Raw genomic sequence first — 17,188 nt, forward strand, 5'->3', positions numbered from 1 at the left:
GAGATTGCCAAAAAATTAACCCTCCACCGTATGGGGTGCTTTGGCTCCTTCTTTTCCTTCCGGAGCAGTGAAAACCTCGGCGCCGTCCGGCAGGCTTTCCAGATAGACCGACTGGCTGGGGAAGGCGAAACCGGTGCCGTTCGTTTCGACAATCGTTTTGATTTCATAGGCCAGGCGTTCCTTGATGGTAAGCCATTCGCCCCAATTTGTTGTGTTAGTGAAGCAATAGAGCATGAGGTCGATGGAGCTGTCGTTGAAGCTGTCTACATTGACAAAGGTGGAAACTTCCTGTGGGTCGGCAAAGTCATTATTTTGTGCCACATAATCAAAAATCTGCTGACGAACATTCTTGAGCTGTTCGACAGTGGTACCGTAAAGAAGGCCGATTTTCCAGTAGATGCGGCGATGGGTCATGCGGGAGAAGTTGATCACTGCATTGTCGGAAAGTTTGGAATTGGGCACATAGACCGGGGCCTTGTCGAATTGACGGATCATTGTCGTTCTGAAGCCGATATGTTCCACTGTCCCTTCCACGATCCCTTCAATCTTGACCCAGTCTCCTGGATGGAAGCGTTTTTCACCAATGATGAACAGTCCGGCAATCAGGTTCTTGAACAGGTCCTGTGCCCCCAGGGCAACGGCGACCCCGAACAGGCCGAGACCGGCGATCAGCGGCGCGACCTCAATCCCCCAGGTTTCCAGAATGGCAGCAACGCCCAGAAAAATGATCAGCCCCTTGAGGGCCTTGACCATCCATTCGATCATGCTGATGGAAAATATGTCCCGCAATCTGCGGATGGTGAAGCTGAGCGGGGTCACCAGCATATACAGGGCCCAGAAAATATTAAAGGTGATCAGCGACTGGTTCAGCAGCAGGGCGCCTTCTTTCAGAAGGCCTTCCAGATTCATAAGTTCGGTGGCGGCAAATACGCCGATCACGATGGGAATGAAGCGCAGCGGGCCGTCCAGCGCTTCAATGATTTCATCATCCACGTCGCTTTCAGTTCTTTTGCTCAGCGCTTCCAGCCGGTGAATAACGAACCTGCTGAAAAAGCCCCGAAGAACAAAAGCAAAAAACAAGACCAGAAGACCGACAATGATCTGGCCTACATCGATGCCGTACACGCCTTTTTGCCAGACTTCGGCAACCAGGTTGATGAAATCGCTGAAAGATTCTTTTTCCATAATGCCTACTTTGCTCCGCCGGATGTTATTTTGATCCCCCACGCGAGGGAGAATACTGCGCCAAGATAAAGAACGGTCCATCTCATAAACAGGACCGGTTGCGACAGCAGTATTTTTCTATCAGGCCCCAACAGAAAATCAACACCCGAGAAAGTTTGTCCGTATTTGTGGATTTCACTTTCCAGTCCCAGGTTGAGGCAAAACCAGGACAGGCCGACGGCGGCAATGGTGATCAAGACTTTCAGGGCCAGATGCCCGAGCCGCCCCAGCAGAATGATGTTCAGGCAAAGGATCAGCAGCAGCAGATAGAGGAAAAGGCTCCACAAGCCGTCTTCGCGGATCAGTTCGTTGAGGTTGTCTGTTGTGGACCAGTCAAAGGAAATATATTTGGCCAGCAGCAGGAAGGGCAGGCAGTAAAGACCAAACTCCAGCGTGGTCAGCAGAAACAATTTGCTTTTGTTGCGCCAGTCATGGATGGCGAATTTTTCCGATACATCAAATCCCATATGGAAAATAGCCAGCCAGGCGGTCAGCGGGAAAAACAGGGCTACAAAACGGACGGTCTGCTCGATCTGGCTGATAAAACCTGGTGCCTTGAGGGTGGAAAACAGCCAGACACCGAAATCCCCCCAGGCATTGCGCAGCATCACGTCCCGGTTCAGGGTCTGGGCACCCATGATGTCCTGAAGACTGTCTTCGGTGACGCTGATCTTCAGAAGCAGCAGGTTGATCAGCAGGGCCGCCGCGACCAGGGCTGGAAAAACAAGATACTGTTTCTTTCCGATGTCGAGGCTGAACCGGCTGATCAGCGGAACTGACATGCCGAACCAGAGAACACAGAGGGCGAACGGGAAGATGGTAATCAGGTAACCGTCGAGCAGGAACAGCTCTTTCACATTATAGGGAATGCCGGGTATTTCCAGCACCAGGGCAATAACCCCGGTCAGGAAAAGGGTGGTCAGGAATATTTTCAGCAGAACCGGGCGAAGTCCCTGCGGTTCCTTTCTGGTCTCTGGCATGCCGGGTTTCCGGCTTGTTTCCGCCGTTTGGTCCGGGGCGGGCGCTGGCGGCGCGCTCTTGTGCAAAATCTGATAATACCAGAGCATAAGCAGGGCAATCAGCGGATTGGTGAGCTCTGCGTAGTGATGTGGATTGAAGACCTGAATAAATTCGCTGCCGCCGGCAAACAATACCAGCAGGACGGCGCATTTCCGGTAGCTGAAAAGCAGCTCGCGAAAGAGAACGACCAGGGCGCCGTAGAAATATAACCGTGCGGCAAGGGCAGACACGTTGGACAGAAGGTCACCGCTCAGAAACCCGACGAAGGGAACCAGCATGAAGCCCCGGCCAGCCGACAGGCCATAATCAAGCGGGGTTAGGTCCTTATACAGCAGGCTGCCGACAATCAGCCAGGCAAGAAGGGAGGCGGGCCGGGCCATATTTCTCAGACCCGCATACCAGATAATGGCGGCCAGCGGTCCGGCCATAATTTCATCCAGGGACAGATGATTGCGGGTGATGAAAACACGCGCCACCAAAGACAGGAAAAAGATTACGGGCAGACTGTGCTGCTTCCAGAACGGCCTGTCGATGACCTGACGTGTGAAATAGGCAAACAGCAGCCAGGCGGTAAAATAGAGCAGGAAACTGTCCACCTGAACCGAACCGGCAAAAAAGATCGGCTTGAGGCTGTTTTTTATTTCCTGCAGATCGATAGTCGGTACGAACGGCGCGAAGAGAAAAACCGCATAGAGCAACAAGAGGCTGGCGGGCATGATTTTATTCGCGCCAAGATGTACTTCCGGAATGTGTTTCCTGCCCAGCCGGAAAACCCACAACCCCAGGAAAATCCCCAGCATATTCCACAGGATGTCCGTCATTTCCGGCACCCGGTGGGGGATCATGATCTGCAGGACCTGCAATCCTGCGGCAAGTGCAACTCCGCCGGTAATCAGCCACATTCTGAACTGTCTTTTGCGGGACTGTGTTGTGCACATGGCTTCGCCGAAAAAGCCGAACGGTAAAAACAGGGCGATGTTGCCAAGAATGTCGCCGAGGCTGCCAAATCTGTTCCAGGTTAATATCAGGGCCCTGATATTTTCGCCTGTCCAGCGTTCAGGTTCGAAACCAAAGGGGAAGACGGAGCCGTATATGATCGCCACGACGAAAAACAGGAATATATTGCGCACGGTCCTTGGAATCCCCTTTTTTATGGTTGCCGGATATTATTTCAGCCAGTTCCGGATTTTATACAGCAGATTGTCAAAAAAGTCCGACATGCTGATGTCCTGTTCCGTATCGCCGGATATTTTTTCCAGCTGATTATTCTGCAGATCCGGCGAAATAAGGCTGTGGTTACGCAGGAACAGCCGGTTGTCGCCATCGGCGCGGGCCAGGTTGTTGCGGATAATCAGGCTGTTGCCTTCCTGTTTTTTATTTTCCGCGCCGAAGCTGATCAGGGCATTATTCTCGCTGGCGGTATTTTTATAAAGGGTGCAGTCTTCGATGAGGGCTTCGCCGCCGTTGGGCAGGTCGATCAGGTAGCTTGAAGCGTAATCATCGCTATCCGAGATCACGGAGTGCCGGATGATGGTTTTTTTCGCCCGGCTTTTCACATTGTGTCCGGTCAGCGCACCGTAAATGACGCTGTTCTCCATGATAAAGCTGGCAATGGTTCCGACATAGATATTGTGGGACAGTTTACCGGTCCGATAATAATCCTGGGTATTGTTGAAGACCTCCGAATCCCGCAACACCAGTTCGGCATCCGTCTTGTTGTTGGTCAGGATTCCCATTTCATTGTCATGGACCTTCAGTTTTTCAAGTGTCAGAAGACCGCCCTGATGGCGGATGGCGGAACCGTTGCGATCCGGCACCCGGGCACCGGAAAGCTCAAGATTTCTTATTGTAATGTTATCCCCGCGGATGACCCATATGGCTTTGCCGTTTTTGATTTTTTCCGGGGCGGTGATATGCGGTGCATCGCCAAGGCCGATAATTTTCAGATTATTCTGCGAAACAAGGGCTTCCTCGTTTTCATAGAGGCCGCTGTCGATAAAGATCACATCGCCGTTTTCAGCCGCGCGGAGGGCTGCCGCAGGGGTTTTGTAGTCCCGGTCCGGCCCCACATGAAGGATTGCGGCCCCGGCGACGGACCAGCCTGCCAGCAGTATCCAGCAGGCGGATAGTGCCAGCCCACCATATTTCAGGACATTTGGATGCATGGAATTTTCCCCTGCCGGTTTTCAACCATTTGCCATAGGCCTTTGCCTTCCCTTTTACACTGGTTTTTGGGTGCGTGACAAAGTAAAATCAAAATATCAGTTGTTCCAGTATAGTTACATGTACCTGCGTCATAATATTTGAGAATAGGGAGCCAGTTGCATGGCAGAGGGAACACACAAGACAGATATGGTCATTATCGGTGCGGGGCCGGTCGGCCTGTTTGCTGTATTCGAGGCCGGTCTGCTGGGCATGAAATGTCACCTGATTGACAATCTCGATCGTCCCGGTGGCCAGTGCATGGAACTTTATCCGGAAAAACCCATTTATGACATTCCGTCCCGTCCCCGGGTGACGGGGCAGGAACTTATCGATAACCTGATTGAACAGAGCAGTCCGTTTGAGCCGGTCTTTCACCTGAAGCAACAGGCGTCTGCCCTGGAGCGGCTGGCAAACGGACATTGGCGCATTACCACCAGCCAGGATGTTGAAATTACCGCCCCGGTCGTCGTAGTGGCAGGGGGCGCCGGCAGTTTTGTGCCCAAGAAACCGCCTTATAAGGATCTGGAAACCTATGAAGAAAGGTCTGTGCGATATGCTGTCCATCGTATGGAGCATTTCAGGGGCGAGCGCCTTGTTATTGTCGGTGGCGGCGATTCCGCCCTCGACTGGGTCATGAACCTGCAGCCGCTGGCGAAAAGGGTTACCCTGGTTCACCGGCGGCCGGAGTTCCGGGGATCCCCGGATTCTGCCCTCAGGGTGCAGCAAATGGCGGCTGACGGGCTGATCGATCTTGTGACCGGGCAGGTTTGTGCCCTGGACGGGCATGACGGGCAACTGGAACGGATCGGGATCAGAACCCTTGACGGGCAGGAGCAGGAGATTTCCTGCGACTATCTTCTGCCGTTTCTGGGGCTGAAGATCAGTCTTGGCCCCATTGCTGACTGGGGGCTCAATCTGGCGAAAAATAATGTGGAAGTGGATCCGTCGACCTTCATGACCGCAACGGGGGGAATCTTTGCGGTCGGAGATGTATGTGTCTATCCCGGCAAGCTGAAATTAATCCTGACCGGTTTTTACGAGGCGGCGGTCATGGCGCATGCGGCCTTCAAACATGCTTTTCCTGATCAGAAAATCACCGGGGGCTACACGACAACCAATAGTGTGCTGCAGGACAGGCTCGGGATCAGATGAACAGGCCTTGAAATTTGACGGAAAGGCTTTCCAGTCGCGGCAAGCTCGTATATTTTGAACCCGGTCGTCAGAATAGCCCCGGGCGGTGGGTCTTTATTCATCTGGGATTAAGACGAACGGCCTTATAAGGTGTTTATGGGTATTAAAATATTATTCAGACTGGTGCTATTTACGTTCCTGTCCGGCGCGGCCGGGGCCGGGCAGGCGTATGCCTTCACCTCGGGCACTATGGAGTTTGCCCAGAATAACACCATTCGTACAGCGCCGCCCCAGAGACAGCAACCCAGTGTCATGCAGCGATTGACACCATCGAGCAAACGGGAAACACAGTCCTTTTCCGGCCATGACAGGGTGCAACAGGCCATGCGCAACGGGGAAATCGTTTCCCTGCGCCGGATTCGTGCGACCGTATTGAAGTCATATCCCGGCCGGATCGTTGATGTTCAGCTCCTGGAACTGAATAACCGGGCTGTACCCTATTTGTATGTGGTCAAGATACTGTCCGAAGACGGCCGGGTGCTTGACGTGACCCTTAACGCCAGGGACGCGGCCATATTGCGCGTCCAGGGGAGACAAAGACGATGAGATTGCTGCTGGTTGAAGATGATCAGGACCTGTCCCGCCAGATGAAAACCATTCTGGAGGACGGCGGTTATGCAGTGGACGCTTCCTTTGATGGGGAAGACGGTCATTTTCTCGGGGAAACGGAAAGCTACGATGCGATCATTCTTGATCTCGGGCTTCCGGTGATGGATGGTCTGAGCGTGCTCAGGAAATGGCGCTCCAAAGGCATTGTCACCCCCGTCCTTATCCTGACGGCGCGGGATGAATGGTCCGAGAAAGTGGCCGGCCTGGATGCCGGTGCCGATGATTATGTGACAAAACCCTTCAAAGTAGAGGAGGTTTTGGCCCGGGTCAGGGCCCTGATCCGCCGGTCAGTGGGCAAGGCTTCACCGGAACTGGCCTGCGGGCCTGTCACCCTCAATACCAACAACAGCCGGGTGAGCGTGAACGGTTCCCCTGTCAAGCTGACAGCCCAGGAATACAAGCTTTTGTCCTATATGATGCATCATCCGGAAAAAGTTATTTCCAGGACTGAACTGACCGAACATATTTACGATCAGGATTTTGATCGGGATTCAAATACCATCGAGGTGTTTGTCACCCGGATACGGAAAAAGCTCGGGGTTAATATTCTTAAGACAATCCGGGGCATGGGCTATCAGTTGATGGACGCTGAAGAACTGGAAGTAAAAGAAGGGTAGGGGGAAAATAGGACTTTTTTCCGCACGAAACAGGCAGAATAAATCGCTCTGGTTCCGGCTTCTTTTTATGTCGGCCGTGTGGACCGTGCTTGTCCTTGTGATCGGCGGCTATATTCTTTCCCTGACCTTCCGGGGGGTTATCGAGCAGAATCTGGATGACCGGCTGAACAGCATGATGGACAGCCTGATCGGCATCAGCGGAATTGAATTTGAAGAAGACCTCAATCTCTATCGCGCCCTGTCCGAACCTCGATTTGAACAGCCATATTCGGGCTGGTACTGGCAGATTTCTGCAAAGAATTCAGAGCCTTACAGATCACGCTCCCTGTGGGATGAAAGCCTGAAACCGGATATGGAGATGGATGCCTCAAGGTCGGTCTATTATGATACCACCGGGCCGGAAGACCAGTCCCTGAGGGCCATTGACCGGGATATTACCATTCCCGGCTCTGATACGGTTTTTCGCTATACCGTTGCTGTTGACAAATACGAACTAGAGAGCCAGTCCCGGCGATTTGATCTTATCCTGGTCTGGTCACTGGGCATTCTTGGCGTCGGCCTTTTGGCGGCGTCTCTGCTGCAACTGTTTTTCGGCCTTCAGCCCCTGCGCAAGGTAAGGGCCTCCCTGAGCCGCATCCGGCGGGGGCAAGTCAGTCGCCTGCCCGATGATTTCCCTTCTGAAATCCAGCCCCTGGCGGATGAGCTTAACGCGCTTCTGGATCACAATGACGAGGTCATTGATCGATCCCGTACCCAGGTCGGCAATCTGGCCCATGCCCTGAAGACGCCTTTGGCAATATTGCTCAATGAGGCGGATTTGCAGAAGGGGGGCGGTTTTTCAGAGATGGTGGTCAAACAGGCCAACGCCATGCGGCGACATGTGGATCATTATCTCCACCGTGCCCGGGTTGCCGCCAGCGCAAAAGTCATCAGCAGCCGGACCGAGGTCGCCCCGGTGATCCGTGACCTGTGCCGGGCAATGGGTGTAATTAACAGGGACAAGGTCTTTGATATAAGCATTGCCGGCCCGGAGGAACAGCTGGTGTTCAGGGGGGAACGGCAGGATCTGGAGGAAATCGTCGGAAACCTCCTGGAAAATGCCGGCAAATGGGCTGAGCGACAGGTTTATGTTCACTGCCGGCGTGAAGCAGATACAATCATTCTGGAAATTTCCGACGACGGACCGGGAATTGACCCGGCGGCTCGTGAGGCCGTTTTTACCCGTGGCGAGCGCCTTGATGAGGAGACGCCGGGAAGCGGCCTCGGCCTGTCCATCGTTCAGGATCTGATCAGCCTTTATGGTGGCAAAATTTCCCTGGAAGACAATTTATCCGCGGCGGAGGCTCCGTCGCAAAAGGGGCTGCGGGTGAAAATATCACTACCGGCGGCAGTTTTTTGAAACCTGAATATATCGTTCATGAGCGGTTCAGTTTCGAAGCACTATAGTTATCTCAATACAGCGGCAAGCCGTGAAAAAAGAACCGAGTGAAAAAAACTGAAAGTTTATTCATGGCGCAGACGTATAAAGATTAAACCCGGCGAAAAGGCCAGGGTTACCGAGTTAGGCGGTCCCGGAACTTTGTGTAACAAAATCCCCTCCCCCACATCTTGTGCATGATGCACTCCGGGGCCGTCTAAACCTTCTTCAGATTTCCCCCGCGGGGGCTTTTCCGATACAGACTACAGACAGGGCGAGCATAAGCCAGCCCGCCATCAGGAATGTTCCGCCCACAGGGATCAGGAAAGACAGGGAATAAACTTCCGTGAACGACCTGAAATAGAGATTGCCGCTGAACAATATAATCCCGAGCAGGAAAAATAATGTGCTGATCCTCGGCAGGGTATCCCGGCAGGCCGTGCGGTTCAGGGAAAAAAGGCTGAGGGCAAGCAGGACAAGGCTGTGCCACATGTGATACTGGCTGGCGAGACTGAAGAGAGCAGGGCCCCCTTCAATCATTCGGGATGCAAGTATGTGGCTTCCGGCGGCACCCAGAAGTACGGCAAGAAAGCCGTTCAGGGCTGAGAGAACAAAAATAAACCGCCAGAAGATCATGGGCAGAAACTCATCAAAGGGATCAGTTGACGCGGATCAGCTCAACGGTAAAGATCAGATCTTCGTTCGGGCCGATCACGCCGCCGGCGCCACGCGGACCGTATGCCAGTTCAGATGGAATGAAGAATTTGTATTTTCCGCCTTCTTTCATCAGTTGCAGGCCTTCTGTCCAGCCGCGAATGACCTGGTTCAGCGGGAAGCTCAGCGGTGTGCCCCGGTCGTAGGAGCTGTCGAATTTGGTGCCGTCGGTCAGGGTGCCTTCATAATGGACGGTGACGGTATCGGTTGCGGCAGGGCTCTTGCCGGTGCCTTCAAGAAGCACTTTATATTGCAGGCCGCTGTCGGTGACGATGACGCCGGGTTTGTCTTTATTCTCTTCCAGAAAACTTTTTGACTCTGACACTTTTTCTTCCTTTACATCTTGTGGTGTAGTCTGTTCTTCGGAGCTCTGGTCATTTTCCGAGCAGCCCGTGATGATTGCGGCCAACATAAAAACTGCTATCAGTTTGCACGCTGCTGAAAGTGCTGACTTGAGAATTGAAGGCATCCCTGAACTCCGTGATTACATTTATGTTAAAAAAACCCACCTCCTATAACGCAAAAGAAGATCATCTCCAAGGTGAAATGTTGAAAGTTGCGGGGTGCCCTCATGTAACAGTTACAAGCATATTGCGGCTTGTGAGGCCACATTGATGACATTATCTGATGGCGGTATGGGTGAATTCAGAATCGGGCTACGGAATTATAACGCTGAATGTAACAGTTATATTGTTGTTGAGTTACAGTAATATGATATATGTAGTATCGGATTTTTAGGCCGCTTTTCCGCCAGATTACCAAGGGACTTAGTGGCTTTTTTTAATTTAAATTAATCAACTATTTTCAGAACAAGACGAAGACAAAATAAGGTGACAAAAAATGTCTAAGATCAAAATTGCTATCGCCGGTATCGGCAACTGTACAAGTTCCCTGATTCAGGGAATTTACTATTATACACCCGAGCGGGCCGGCAAAAAAGTCCCCGGGCTGATGCATTGGGAAGTGGGCGGTTACCGTCCCTGTGACATCGAGGTTGTGGCAGCCTTTGACGTGGACAAGCGCAAGGTGGGCAAGGACGTCAATGAGGCGATCTTTGAAAAACCCAACTGCACAACTGTATTTTTCAGTGATCTGCCCAAAAGCGGCACCATCGTTAAAATGGGCCAGGTCCTGGACGGCGTTTCCCCGCATATGGCCAATTATGACGACAACCGCACGTTCCTGGTTGCCGACGTTGCCGAAGGCACCAAGGAAAGCATTGTTCAGGAGCTGAAAGACAGCGGTACTGAAATTCTGCTCAACTACATGCCTGTGGGTTCCGAGGAAGCTGCCAAATTCTATGCCGAATGTGCACTGGAAGCCGGTGTCGGTTTCATCAACAACATGCCGGTTTTCATTGCGTCCAACCCGGAATGGGCGAAAAAATTCGAAGACGCCAACCTGCCGATCGTCGGCGACGACATCAAGGCCCAGCTCGGCGCCACCATCACTCACCGGACGCTGACCGACCTGTTCGCCAAGCGTGGTGTGGTTCTGGACCGGACTTATCAGCTCAACACCGGCGGGAACACCGACTTCCTGAACATGAAAAACCAGGATCGTCTGGCCTCCAAGAAAGAATCCAAAACCGAAGCCGTACAGGCTGTTGCCGGCGCCCGTCTGGCGGATGACAATATCCATGTGGGTCCAAGTGATTATATTCCTTGGCAGAATGACAACAAAGTCTGCTTCCTGCGTATGGAAGGCGACCTGTTCGGTGGCGTGCCCATGAACCTGGAAATGCGCCTGTCTGTGGAAGACAGCCCGAACTCTGCCGGTGTGGCCATCGATATGATCCGCTGCTGCAAGCTGGCGCTGGACAACAACGAAGGCGGTATCCTGACCGCTGCCTCTGCCTATTTCTGTAAACATCCGCCGGTTCAGTTCACTGACGACCAGGCTTATGAAATGACAGAAAAATTCATCGCAGAGCGTTCACTGGCGAGTGCTGCCGAGTGAAACTCCTGATTGTTGCTGCCGGTCAGGGCAGCCGGCTTCGCGAGAAGGGGGAAAGCAAACCGCTCATTGAGCTGGTCGGCATTCCCCTGATCGAGCGGGTCATCACCAATGCCGTCAAGGGAGGCATCAGCGATATCTATGTTGTCACCGGATATCGCGGGACCAAGGTCCGTGCCTTTCTTGATAAACTCGCCGAACGGGATCACCTGTCCATCACTCATATCATTAATGAGGAATGGCAGCGCCCGAACGGCCTTTCTGTCTATGCCGCCAAAGGTGTGATCGACGGTGATTTCATCCTCACCATGTGCGATCACCTGGTGGATCCTGAAATTTTCCGGGCTCTGGCCGCGGCCGGACACGAGCCGGATACCGTGACCCTGTGCGTGGATCACAACATTGAAAATCCGATCATCGATCTTGATGATGTGACCCGGGTTAAATGCACCCAGGACAAGATCGAAAATATCGGCAAGGTCATCCGCGACTATAACGCCTTTGACACCGGTATCTTCTATTGCACCCCGGTGATGTTTGGGGCGCTTGAGCAGAGTGCCCGCGAAGGCGATGAAAGTATTTCCGGCGCCATGAATGTTTTGGGCAGCCGCGGCAAGGCCCGCACCTTTGACATCGGCAATCGCTTGTGGCTGGATGTGGATGATCCCATGGCCTACGGCAAGGCGATCGTTCTGGTTAACGACGGCAAGCTTTAAAAAGGCCGCATAATAGATTTAAGAAAGGCCGGGCATTATGTCCGGTCTTTTTTATTCCCCTTCCGCCTCGCGGATCTGTTCGTGGTGGCGGATCACTTCCTTGATGATGAAGTTAAGGAACTTCTCGGAAAAATCCGGGTCCAGGTCGGCGTCCTCAGCCAGCGTGCGCAGCCGCTCGATCTGTGTCTTTTCCCGGTCCTTATCGGCCGGGGGCAGGTCGTACTTTGCCTTATATTCGCCGACCTTCTGGGTGACCTTGAAGCGTTCGGCCAGCATATAGACAAGGGCCGCATCAATATTGTCGATGCTTTGCCGAAAGGACGTCAGCTGGTCCTTCAGTTGCTGTTCGCTGGGCCGGTTCAGATCACTCATTCATTCTTCTCCCATATCGTGCCCGTGGCGGGGCGGGTCGCGCCGACTTTAGCAGAAAATAGTTGAAAGTTAAAAGACCTGTTTTTCCGGTTTCAGACTTTTACGGTTTTCTGCCTGAGGCCCAGCTTCTGCATGAGGCGGATTTTGTCTTCCTGTTCCAGCGCGGCGAGTACCAGAATAAGCGCATAAATCAGGATCAGCACCGGAATACCCAGGAAAACGCCCCAGCCGTGGATGATATCCATGGGGATCGCCTGTTTGGCCCAGTAAAAAGCGCCGGCGCTGATGGCGGCGGCAAAGGGCACCTTGAACAGTTTCAGGCGCCACATGTTGATCCCGAACAGCCGCTTGATTAGGGTCATGCGCAACAGGTTCATGGTCAGGTAGGTGAGCATCAACGCCAGGGCGACGCCATCGGCCTCCATGCCAACCTGCTCAATGAATACATATTTAGCCATGATGTAATAGAAGGGAATCATCAACAGGGAAATGACTGGATTGAATAACGGATTCTTATATATCAGCGGCAGATCGGAGGTGCCGAAACCGCCGTTAATGGTTTCACCGACCATCAGCAGGAACAGGATGATGCCGCCGGTGACCAGAATGCCGTGTTCCGTGCCATGATTGGCGACGGCGGTGATTACGGCTTCGCCGTAGAAACCGGACCAGACCACAATCAGGCACTGCACCATCAGGATCCAGCGGCTGACCATGATCATATGCCGTTCGACCTGGGCGTAATCCTTTTCCACCAGGCTTTTCGACATGACCGGGGCCAGAATCGGATAGAAGCTCTGGTAGATTTTTTCCACGCTGGTGGCGAATTGCTGGGCCACGGTATAGACGCCCAAGACACCCTCCGAAAAAAAGGCTTTTACGGTGAAAATATCCATACGCATGAAGATCAACAGCGCCATGTCATGGAAGGCGGTGGGGGCGGAAAAGCCGGCGATTTTTCGGATCAGACTGAAGCAGGGACGAGTGCTGAGGAAGTTCTTCAGGGAATAGAGCCTGCAGGCCCCCCAGAGCGCAACCAGCAGGGCGGCGCATAGTGCCACGGCATAGGCCATCAACAGGCCCTTTTCCCGGTACCCCAGAAAATAAAACAACAGCATGGCGCCGAGTAAAACGTAAGGTTCGACGATGCTCCGCGACCAGACTTCATAACGCATCTTGCGGGTGGCCCGGGTGCCGGACAGGATTACATCCACCGAGGTGATAACCACCATGATCGGCGCCAGGTTGATCAGGCCGTCCACCATTTGCGGGTAATCGAACCAGTCGGCTAGCTTATGTGCTGAGAGGATAAGGACAACGGTCAGGATCGCAGCAACCGAGACCGACCAGCAGAGTGCGGTTAGGATGACTTGCTCCGGGGTGTAATCATTTGAGTACTCCCGGTCATGGATGAATTTGAACAGGGAGCGCTTCAAGCCGAAAGTGGCGAAGGCGGCCATGATCTCGATGGTGGTGATGGTAAAGTTATAGCGGCCATATAGTTCATTGCCGAACAGGGCGACCGCCAGAAACAGAAACGGCAGGCGGGAGCCAAGACGAATGATAAAACCAAAGAAGTTGGCACCGGCGCCTCGGGCAATATCCTTTTTGTCCTTCTGCTCGCCGGTTTCTGCTGTCCTGGTGGAGGTCATACGGGACCGCTACCCCTTATCTTTTTTTTCGTGTTTTCTTTTTTTTAACGGACGGTGGAAAGATATCGGCATAGTCGCTGAGCGCCTTGCCGGAGATATTCCTTATGCCGTCGGGGCCACTATATACCAGATTATACTCGGCGACATAGCGATAACTTGTCACCGACGGAAACGCCTGCGCCAGCATTCTTTCCAGACTGCTCATATGATCGGTCAGCCTGAAGTGCTCGAGCTTGCGGGTGAAATCGATTGTACCCTGCAGATTGGAGGTGCCATTCAGGGCCACAAGGCGCACTTTTGTCGGATATTCACCCAGTTCGGGGTCTTCTGCCGTCTCCTGGATCACGACCTTTACGTCATGGAAACCGCCGATGACCTTGTTGCCCTCGCGCAGGAAAAGCTTGTTATCCTGTTTGCGGTTTGGCAGGTTGATGGAGGACAGCATAAGTTCTGCCTCGGATCCGTTCTCGAGGCTGAAAACCCGGAGCCAGTTTTCCATCATTTCATCAATGGATTCATCAAGGAAAACCCGCATGCCGAACCCGGTCGCTGTGCCCATGTTTTCCCAGGGAGCATCCTGGCACTGGCATGCGTCATGTCCAGGCCGGAAGCGTCCGGTGGCGACAAATTTCGGGGCATAGGTGACGACATCAAGCTCCCCCTTCTTCCGGTATTTGTTATTGCTGTTCAGAGCTTCAAGTGGCGGCAAGGGGCTTTTCAGATCGAGTTCTATTTCACCGGTGCTGTTGTGAAGTTTCAACTGGTAACCGTCGGTTGTCTTGCGGATATAATGTTGAATATCGTCATTCAACTGGATATCGAGATGATCGGGGGTGAATTCCCAGTCGTCGCGGCTGCGTCCGTTCTTGATGATATATTTCTTACCATCCGGTCTGGTAAAGGTGGCCAGCATCAGAGCCCTGTGAGTCATGAACGGCAGGTTCAGGATGGTGAACTGGGTGGTCAGCAGGCTGCCGTCCTCAAAAACAAAATATTGTTCCCAGTATTCCTTGTAATTCTTGTCATCTGCAAGGGCCGGGGCCTGTTTGTCCTCGGTCAGGATCTCGTCATAGGCATGGGAGGCGGCGGGCACAACAAACAAAACGACAGCCAGAACGGCCCGCATGAAAATCGTAAAACGCATTAATTGACTACTCCGAAGTCAGATCCCTGAGCTGTTGTAAGAACAGTCTGTTATATTTTTGTTGCTTGCGAACCAATATCATCAGAACCAGATTCAATATCACCACTTCAAACAGGAAATACACAACAGGTTCACGTATAATACAAGCTATAAATATGGCAAAAGTGCGGTAGTTGGCGCACATGACGGACCATAATTTGACCGAGCGGGAGAAGACCAGGCGATAGATCGCCCTGATTTCACCGGCCTGTTCAGGATTTTTGTCAAGAAGATGCTGTATTTCGTGCCGCTGGGCGGTTTCGACGCCGGAAAAAGCATATTGCATTTTCACATAGCCACATTCCAGTTTGCCGGCGATCCGGCCGAACAGTCCGCCGTTCAGGCCTTTCTGTAATTCCTCGGGTTCGGGCAGTCGGGCGGAAAGCTTGCCGTGACCCCAGAAATCATATTCCTGGCGCTGGGTTTCGTAAGCGCCGGCCTGTATGGCATGGGAAACGCCGGCCATAATCACCAGTGCCCATATCCACGGACCCAGGTCCGGCGCCAGTGTCAGGCCAAGGGCGATATAGACCGAAATAAACACCACATAGTCGCAAATGCCGTCGATGACCTTGCCGATTTCGGACTGGGTCTGGGTCAGGCGGGCAAGCTGCCCGTCGGCACCGTCCAGGATATGCCAGGTCAGCATCAGGGCAAACCCGAGAATTGCTGACAGGCTGTCATGGTAATTGTAATAGGCAAAACCGGCAAAAAATCCGGCCAGCATCCCGGACAGGGAAACCATGTTGGGAGTTACCCGCAAGGCGGCAAACCTGGGAACCAGCCAACTGCTGACAGGATGAATGAGATAGAGATTGGTAAATTCCTCTATCTCATTGGTTCTCTTGATCGATTCTGACATAATACCCGCGGTTATTATTAAAATATTTTTGTCTTGCGGAAGTTCTCAACGAATTTTTCGCTGTTGGCCTCCATAAGGTTTTTTGCATGGTATATGATTCTGGCCTGATGGACAAAGAAAGTTATTATCCCGTAACAACAGATGAAAATAAACCCGGCATACCAGGCGCCAACCAGACCAAAGGGGATCAGGGCCCACATCTGGGTATTGCGCCGTCCGCCAATAAGACGAAACCTGCGATCGAACTTGCCGGTGTCGCAGATCTGCCGGTCCGCCATGCGGCGGAAAAACTCCGACTGTACTTCATCGGCAAGGTGAAACAGCACCAGGGCGCAGGCCATGACCCACGGGGCATAGCCATAGGTGACTGACAGGGCGGCGGCGATGGCAAAATACCAGCCGTATTCCACCACCTTGTCGACCAGATGTTCAAGCTCGCCGATTTTGGTCTGCTGCATCTTGGTGCGCGCCAGTTTACCGTCCACACCGTCCAGAATACCGACCGCCAGTGCCCCGGCGAGGGCAACTGCCATATTGCCGGTGGCAAACAGATACATGATATAAAGGCCCAGAATGCCGGTGACCGCGGTGACTTGGTTCGGTGTGATGGGCAGGTTGCAGATATGTTTGACAATCCAGTTTTCGATAGGGCGATGGATATACCAGGCCGGCCAGTCGAGAGTGCCTTTCTGGGCATTATTCAGCAGGGCGTCGGTGCCTTTCGCGCCGTCCCGGGGCTGCAGGATCGGCAGCCAGATCAGGTCCACGTCCCGGCGACGGTTGGTCAGGTAAAGCGGGATTGAGGAAATATCCAGTATTTCGCAGTCATTGGAATTTGACAGGCTTTCCAGAGCACCCTTCAGGTTTTCCAGCGAATTGAGTTTGTCCGCGTGTGTTTGCATGGTCTGGCTGGAAATTTTGGCAACGGAGGCAAAAACCGTATCCTGGCCGCGCAGGGTCAACGGGGTGCCATAGCTTAAGCGGTCATCCTGGAAATCTTCCCGGTTCATGACGGCAATCACGGTTCCGGCCCTTTTTTCGATGACTGATGTTATGATCCGGTCATCGACAAGAATGCCTTCCTCAAGCAATAGCCAGCTGTCCTGTTCATTGTTGCTTTCAAGGATTTTCCGGGCGGCTTCCTTGGTGCGGTGAATATAAACTGCTTTGGGTTTTCTGGCAAAAGAATGGATTTCCTTCTCCAGTTCTGCGATGAACCAGTCACTGACCAGATGGACTTCCTGAATGCCAATTTTTTCCAGTGTTTTCAGCTGTCGTTCGAGCAGGCTGATGCCGCCAACCTGAATCAGGTTACGCGCCAATGTACTCTCCGTTTCGGATTCCTGCCCAGTTATAATGAGTGCTTTGGTGACCATTTCTTCCTCTTCTTCCCCCGCCCGACCCCTCCGGCGATTATATTCGTCCTAGCATACGACGATATATGGTCCTG

The 17,188-nt window shown here is 52.9% G+C and carries 16 protein-coding genes; 6 read left to right on the forward strand and 10 right to left on the reverse strand.

The window, feature by feature from the left end; translation table 11 throughout:
- Nucleotides 1-15: 15 nt before the first annotated feature.
- The 3 genes from ACORNT_RS08135 to ACORNT_RS08145 are packed head-to-tail and all read right to left on the reverse strand — an operon-like array spanning nt 16 to nt 4,409.
- Nucleotides 16-1,185 (reverse strand): mechanosensitive ion channel family protein, encoded by a 1,170-nt coding sequence (locus ACORNT_RS08135; protein WP_321397980.1) that lies wholly within the window; start codon nt 1,183-1,185, stop codon nt 16-18.
- A 5-nt stretch (nt 1,186-1,190) separates the two neighbouring features.
- Nucleotides 1,191-3,374 (reverse strand): VanZ family protein, encoded by a 2,184-nt coding sequence (locus tag ACORNT_RS08140; protein ID WP_321397983.1) that lies wholly within the window; start codon nt 3,372-3,374, stop codon nt 1,191-1,193.
- 36 nt (nt 3,375-3,410) lie between these two features.
- A complete protein-coding gene (locus ACORNT_RS08145) occupies nt 3,411-4,409 on the reverse strand; it encodes a hypothetical protein (RefSeq protein WP_321397986.1) in 999 nt (332 codons plus the stop codon).
- 160 nt (nt 4,410-4,569) lie between these two features.
- On the opposite strand from ACORNT_RS08145, the gene ACORNT_RS08150 reads away from it, so the two are divergent.
- From ACORNT_RS08150 to ACORNT_RS08165, 4 genes are all read left to right on the forward strand, one after another.
- A complete protein-coding gene (locus tag ACORNT_RS08150; RefSeq protein WP_321397989.1) occupies nt 4,570-5,601 on the forward strand; it encodes an NAD(P)/FAD-dependent oxidoreductase in 1,032 nt (343 codons plus the stop codon).
- Between the two features lie 135 nt (nt 5,602-5,736).
- Nucleotides 5,737-6,186, forward strand: a complete 450-nt coding sequence (locus tag ACORNT_RS08155; protein WP_321397992.1) for a hypothetical protein — start codon at nt 5,737-5,739, stop codon at nt 6,184-6,186.
- Complete coding sequence (locus ACORNT_RS08160) at nt 6,183-6,866, forward strand: response regulator transcription factor (protein WP_321397995.1); 684 nt, start codon at nt 6,183-6,185, stop codon at nt 6,864-6,866. The genes ACORNT_RS08155 and ACORNT_RS08160 overlap by 4 nt, the downstream gene beginning before the upstream one ends.
- A gap of 67 nt (nt 6,867-6,933) precedes the next feature.
- A complete protein-coding gene (locus ACORNT_RS08165) occupies nt 6,934-8,265 on the forward strand; it encodes a HAMP domain-containing sensor histidine kinase (RefSeq protein ID WP_321397999.1) in 1,332 nt (443 codons plus the stop codon).
- A 246-nt stretch (nt 8,266-8,511) separates the two neighbouring features.
- Here the strand turns inward: ACORNT_RS08165 and ACORNT_RS08170 are convergent, their stop codons facing one another.
- Nucleotides 8,512-8,919, reverse strand: a complete 408-nt coding sequence (locus ACORNT_RS08170) for a DUF423 domain-containing protein (protein WP_321398002.1) — start codon at nt 8,917-8,919, stop codon at nt 8,512-8,514.
- 22 nt (nt 8,920-8,941) lie between these two features.
- Nucleotides 8,942-9,409: an FKBP-type peptidyl-prolyl cis-trans isomerase gene (locus tag ACORNT_RS08175; protein WP_420717525.1), complete on the reverse strand. Its 468-nt coding sequence runs from the start codon at nt 9,407-9,409 to the stop codon at nt 8,942-8,944.
- A 428-nt stretch (nt 9,410-9,837) separates the two neighbouring features.
- Between ACORNT_RS08175 and ACORNT_RS08180 the strand changes: the two genes are divergently transcribed.
- Complete coding sequence (locus ACORNT_RS08180) at nt 9,838-10,956, forward strand: inositol-3-phosphate synthase (RefSeq protein ID WP_321398008.1); 1,119 nt, start codon at nt 9,838-9,840, stop codon at nt 10,954-10,956.
- Nucleotides 10,953-11,669, forward strand: a complete 717-nt coding sequence (locus tag ACORNT_RS08185; protein ID WP_321398011.1) for an NTP transferase domain-containing protein — start codon at nt 10,953-10,955, stop codon at nt 11,667-11,669. The genes ACORNT_RS08180 and ACORNT_RS08185 overlap by 4 nt, the downstream gene beginning before the upstream one ends.
- 51 nt (nt 11,670-11,720) lie before the next feature.
- On the opposite strand, the gene ACORNT_RS08190 is transcribed toward ACORNT_RS08185, so the two are convergent.
- From ACORNT_RS08190 to ACORNT_RS08210, 5 genes are all read right to left on the reverse strand, one after another.
- The gene (locus ACORNT_RS08190; RefSeq protein WP_321398014.1) at nt 11,721-12,041 is read right to left on the reverse strand and encodes a chorismate mutase; all 321 of its coding nucleotides are present in this window, start codon (nt 12,039-12,041) and stop codon (nt 11,721-11,723) included.
- 92 nt (nt 12,042-12,133) lie between these two features.
- A complete protein-coding gene (locus ACORNT_RS08195; RefSeq protein WP_321398017.1) occupies nt 12,134-13,693 on the reverse strand; it encodes a lipopolysaccharide biosynthesis protein in 1,560 nt (519 codons plus the stop codon).
- Nucleotides 13,694-13,709: 16 nt separating this feature from the next.
- Nucleotides 13,710-14,837 carry a hypothetical protein gene (locus ACORNT_RS08200; RefSeq protein WP_321398020.1) on the reverse strand — a complete coding sequence of 376 codons (1,128 nt, stop codon included), beginning with the start codon at nt 14,835-14,837 and terminating at the stop codon, nt 13,710-13,712.
- A 7-nt stretch (nt 14,838-14,844) separates the two neighbouring features.
- A complete protein-coding gene (locus ACORNT_RS08205; RefSeq protein ID WP_321398022.1) occupies nt 14,845-15,738 on the reverse strand; it encodes a CDP-alcohol phosphatidyltransferase family protein in 894 nt (297 codons plus the stop codon).
- 17 nt (nt 15,739-15,755) lie between these two features.
- Complete coding sequence (locus tag ACORNT_RS08210) at nt 15,756-17,060, reverse strand: CDP-alcohol phosphatidyltransferase family protein (protein WP_321398026.1); 1,305 nt, start codon at nt 17,058-17,060, stop codon at nt 15,756-15,758.
- Nucleotides 17,061-17,188 lie beyond the last annotated feature (128 nt).

This window comes from Emcibacter sp. (assembly GCF_963675455.1).
In the GTDB taxonomy this organism is placed as follows: Bacteria; Pseudomonadota; Alphaproteobacteria; order Sphingomonadales; family Emcibacteraceae; genus Emcibacter.

Coding starts and splice junctions, on each gene's coding strand:
- ACORNT_RS08150 (WP_321397989.1), top strand. CDS start 4,570: ATGGCAGAGGGAACACACAAGACAGATATGGTCATTATCGGTGCGGGG.
- ACORNT_RS08160 (WP_321397995.1), top strand. CDS start 6,183: ATGAGATTGCTGCTGGTTGAAGATGATCAGGACCTGTCCCGCCAGATG.
- ACORNT_RS08190 (WP_321398014.1), bottom strand. CDS start 12,041: ATGAGTGATCTGAACCGGCCCAGCGAACAGCAACTGAAGGACCAGCTG.
- ACORNT_RS08200 (WP_321398020.1), bottom strand. CDS start 14,837: ATGCGTTTTACGATTTTCATGCGGGCCGTTCTGGCTGTCGTTTTGTTT.
- ACORNT_RS08170 (WP_321398002.1), bottom strand. CDS start 8,919: ATGATCTTCTGGCGGTTTATTTTTGTTCTCTCAGCCCTGAACGGCTTT.
- ACORNT_RS08205 (WP_321398022.1), bottom strand. CDS start 15,738: ATGTCAGAATCGATCAAGAGAACCAATGAGATAGAGGAATTTACCAAT.
- ACORNT_RS08145 (WP_321397986.1), bottom strand. CDS start 4,409: ATGCATCCAAATGTCCTGAAATATGGTGGGCTGGCACTATCCGCCTGC.
- ACORNT_RS08195 (WP_321398017.1), bottom strand. CDS start 13,693: ATGACCTCCACCAGGACAGCAGAAACCGGCGAGCAGAAGGACAAAAAG.
- ACORNT_RS08165 (WP_321397999.1), top strand. CDS start 6,934: ATGTCGGCCGTGTGGACCGTGCTTGTCCTTGTGATCGGCGGCTATATT.
- ACORNT_RS08175 (WP_420717525.1), bottom strand. CDS start 9,409: ATGTTGGCCGCAATCATCACGGGCTGCTCGGAAAATGACCAGAGCTCC.
- ACORNT_RS08155 (WP_321397992.1), top strand. CDS start 5,737: ATGGGTATTAAAATATTATTCAGACTGGTGCTATTTACGTTCCTGTCC.
- ACORNT_RS08135 (WP_321397980.1), bottom strand. CDS start 1,185: ATGGAAAAAGAATCTTTCAGCGATTTCATCAACCTGGTTGCCGAAGTC.
- ACORNT_RS08180 (WP_321398008.1), top strand. CDS start 9,838: ATGTCTAAGATCAAAATTGCTATCGCCGGTATCGGCAACTGTACAAGT.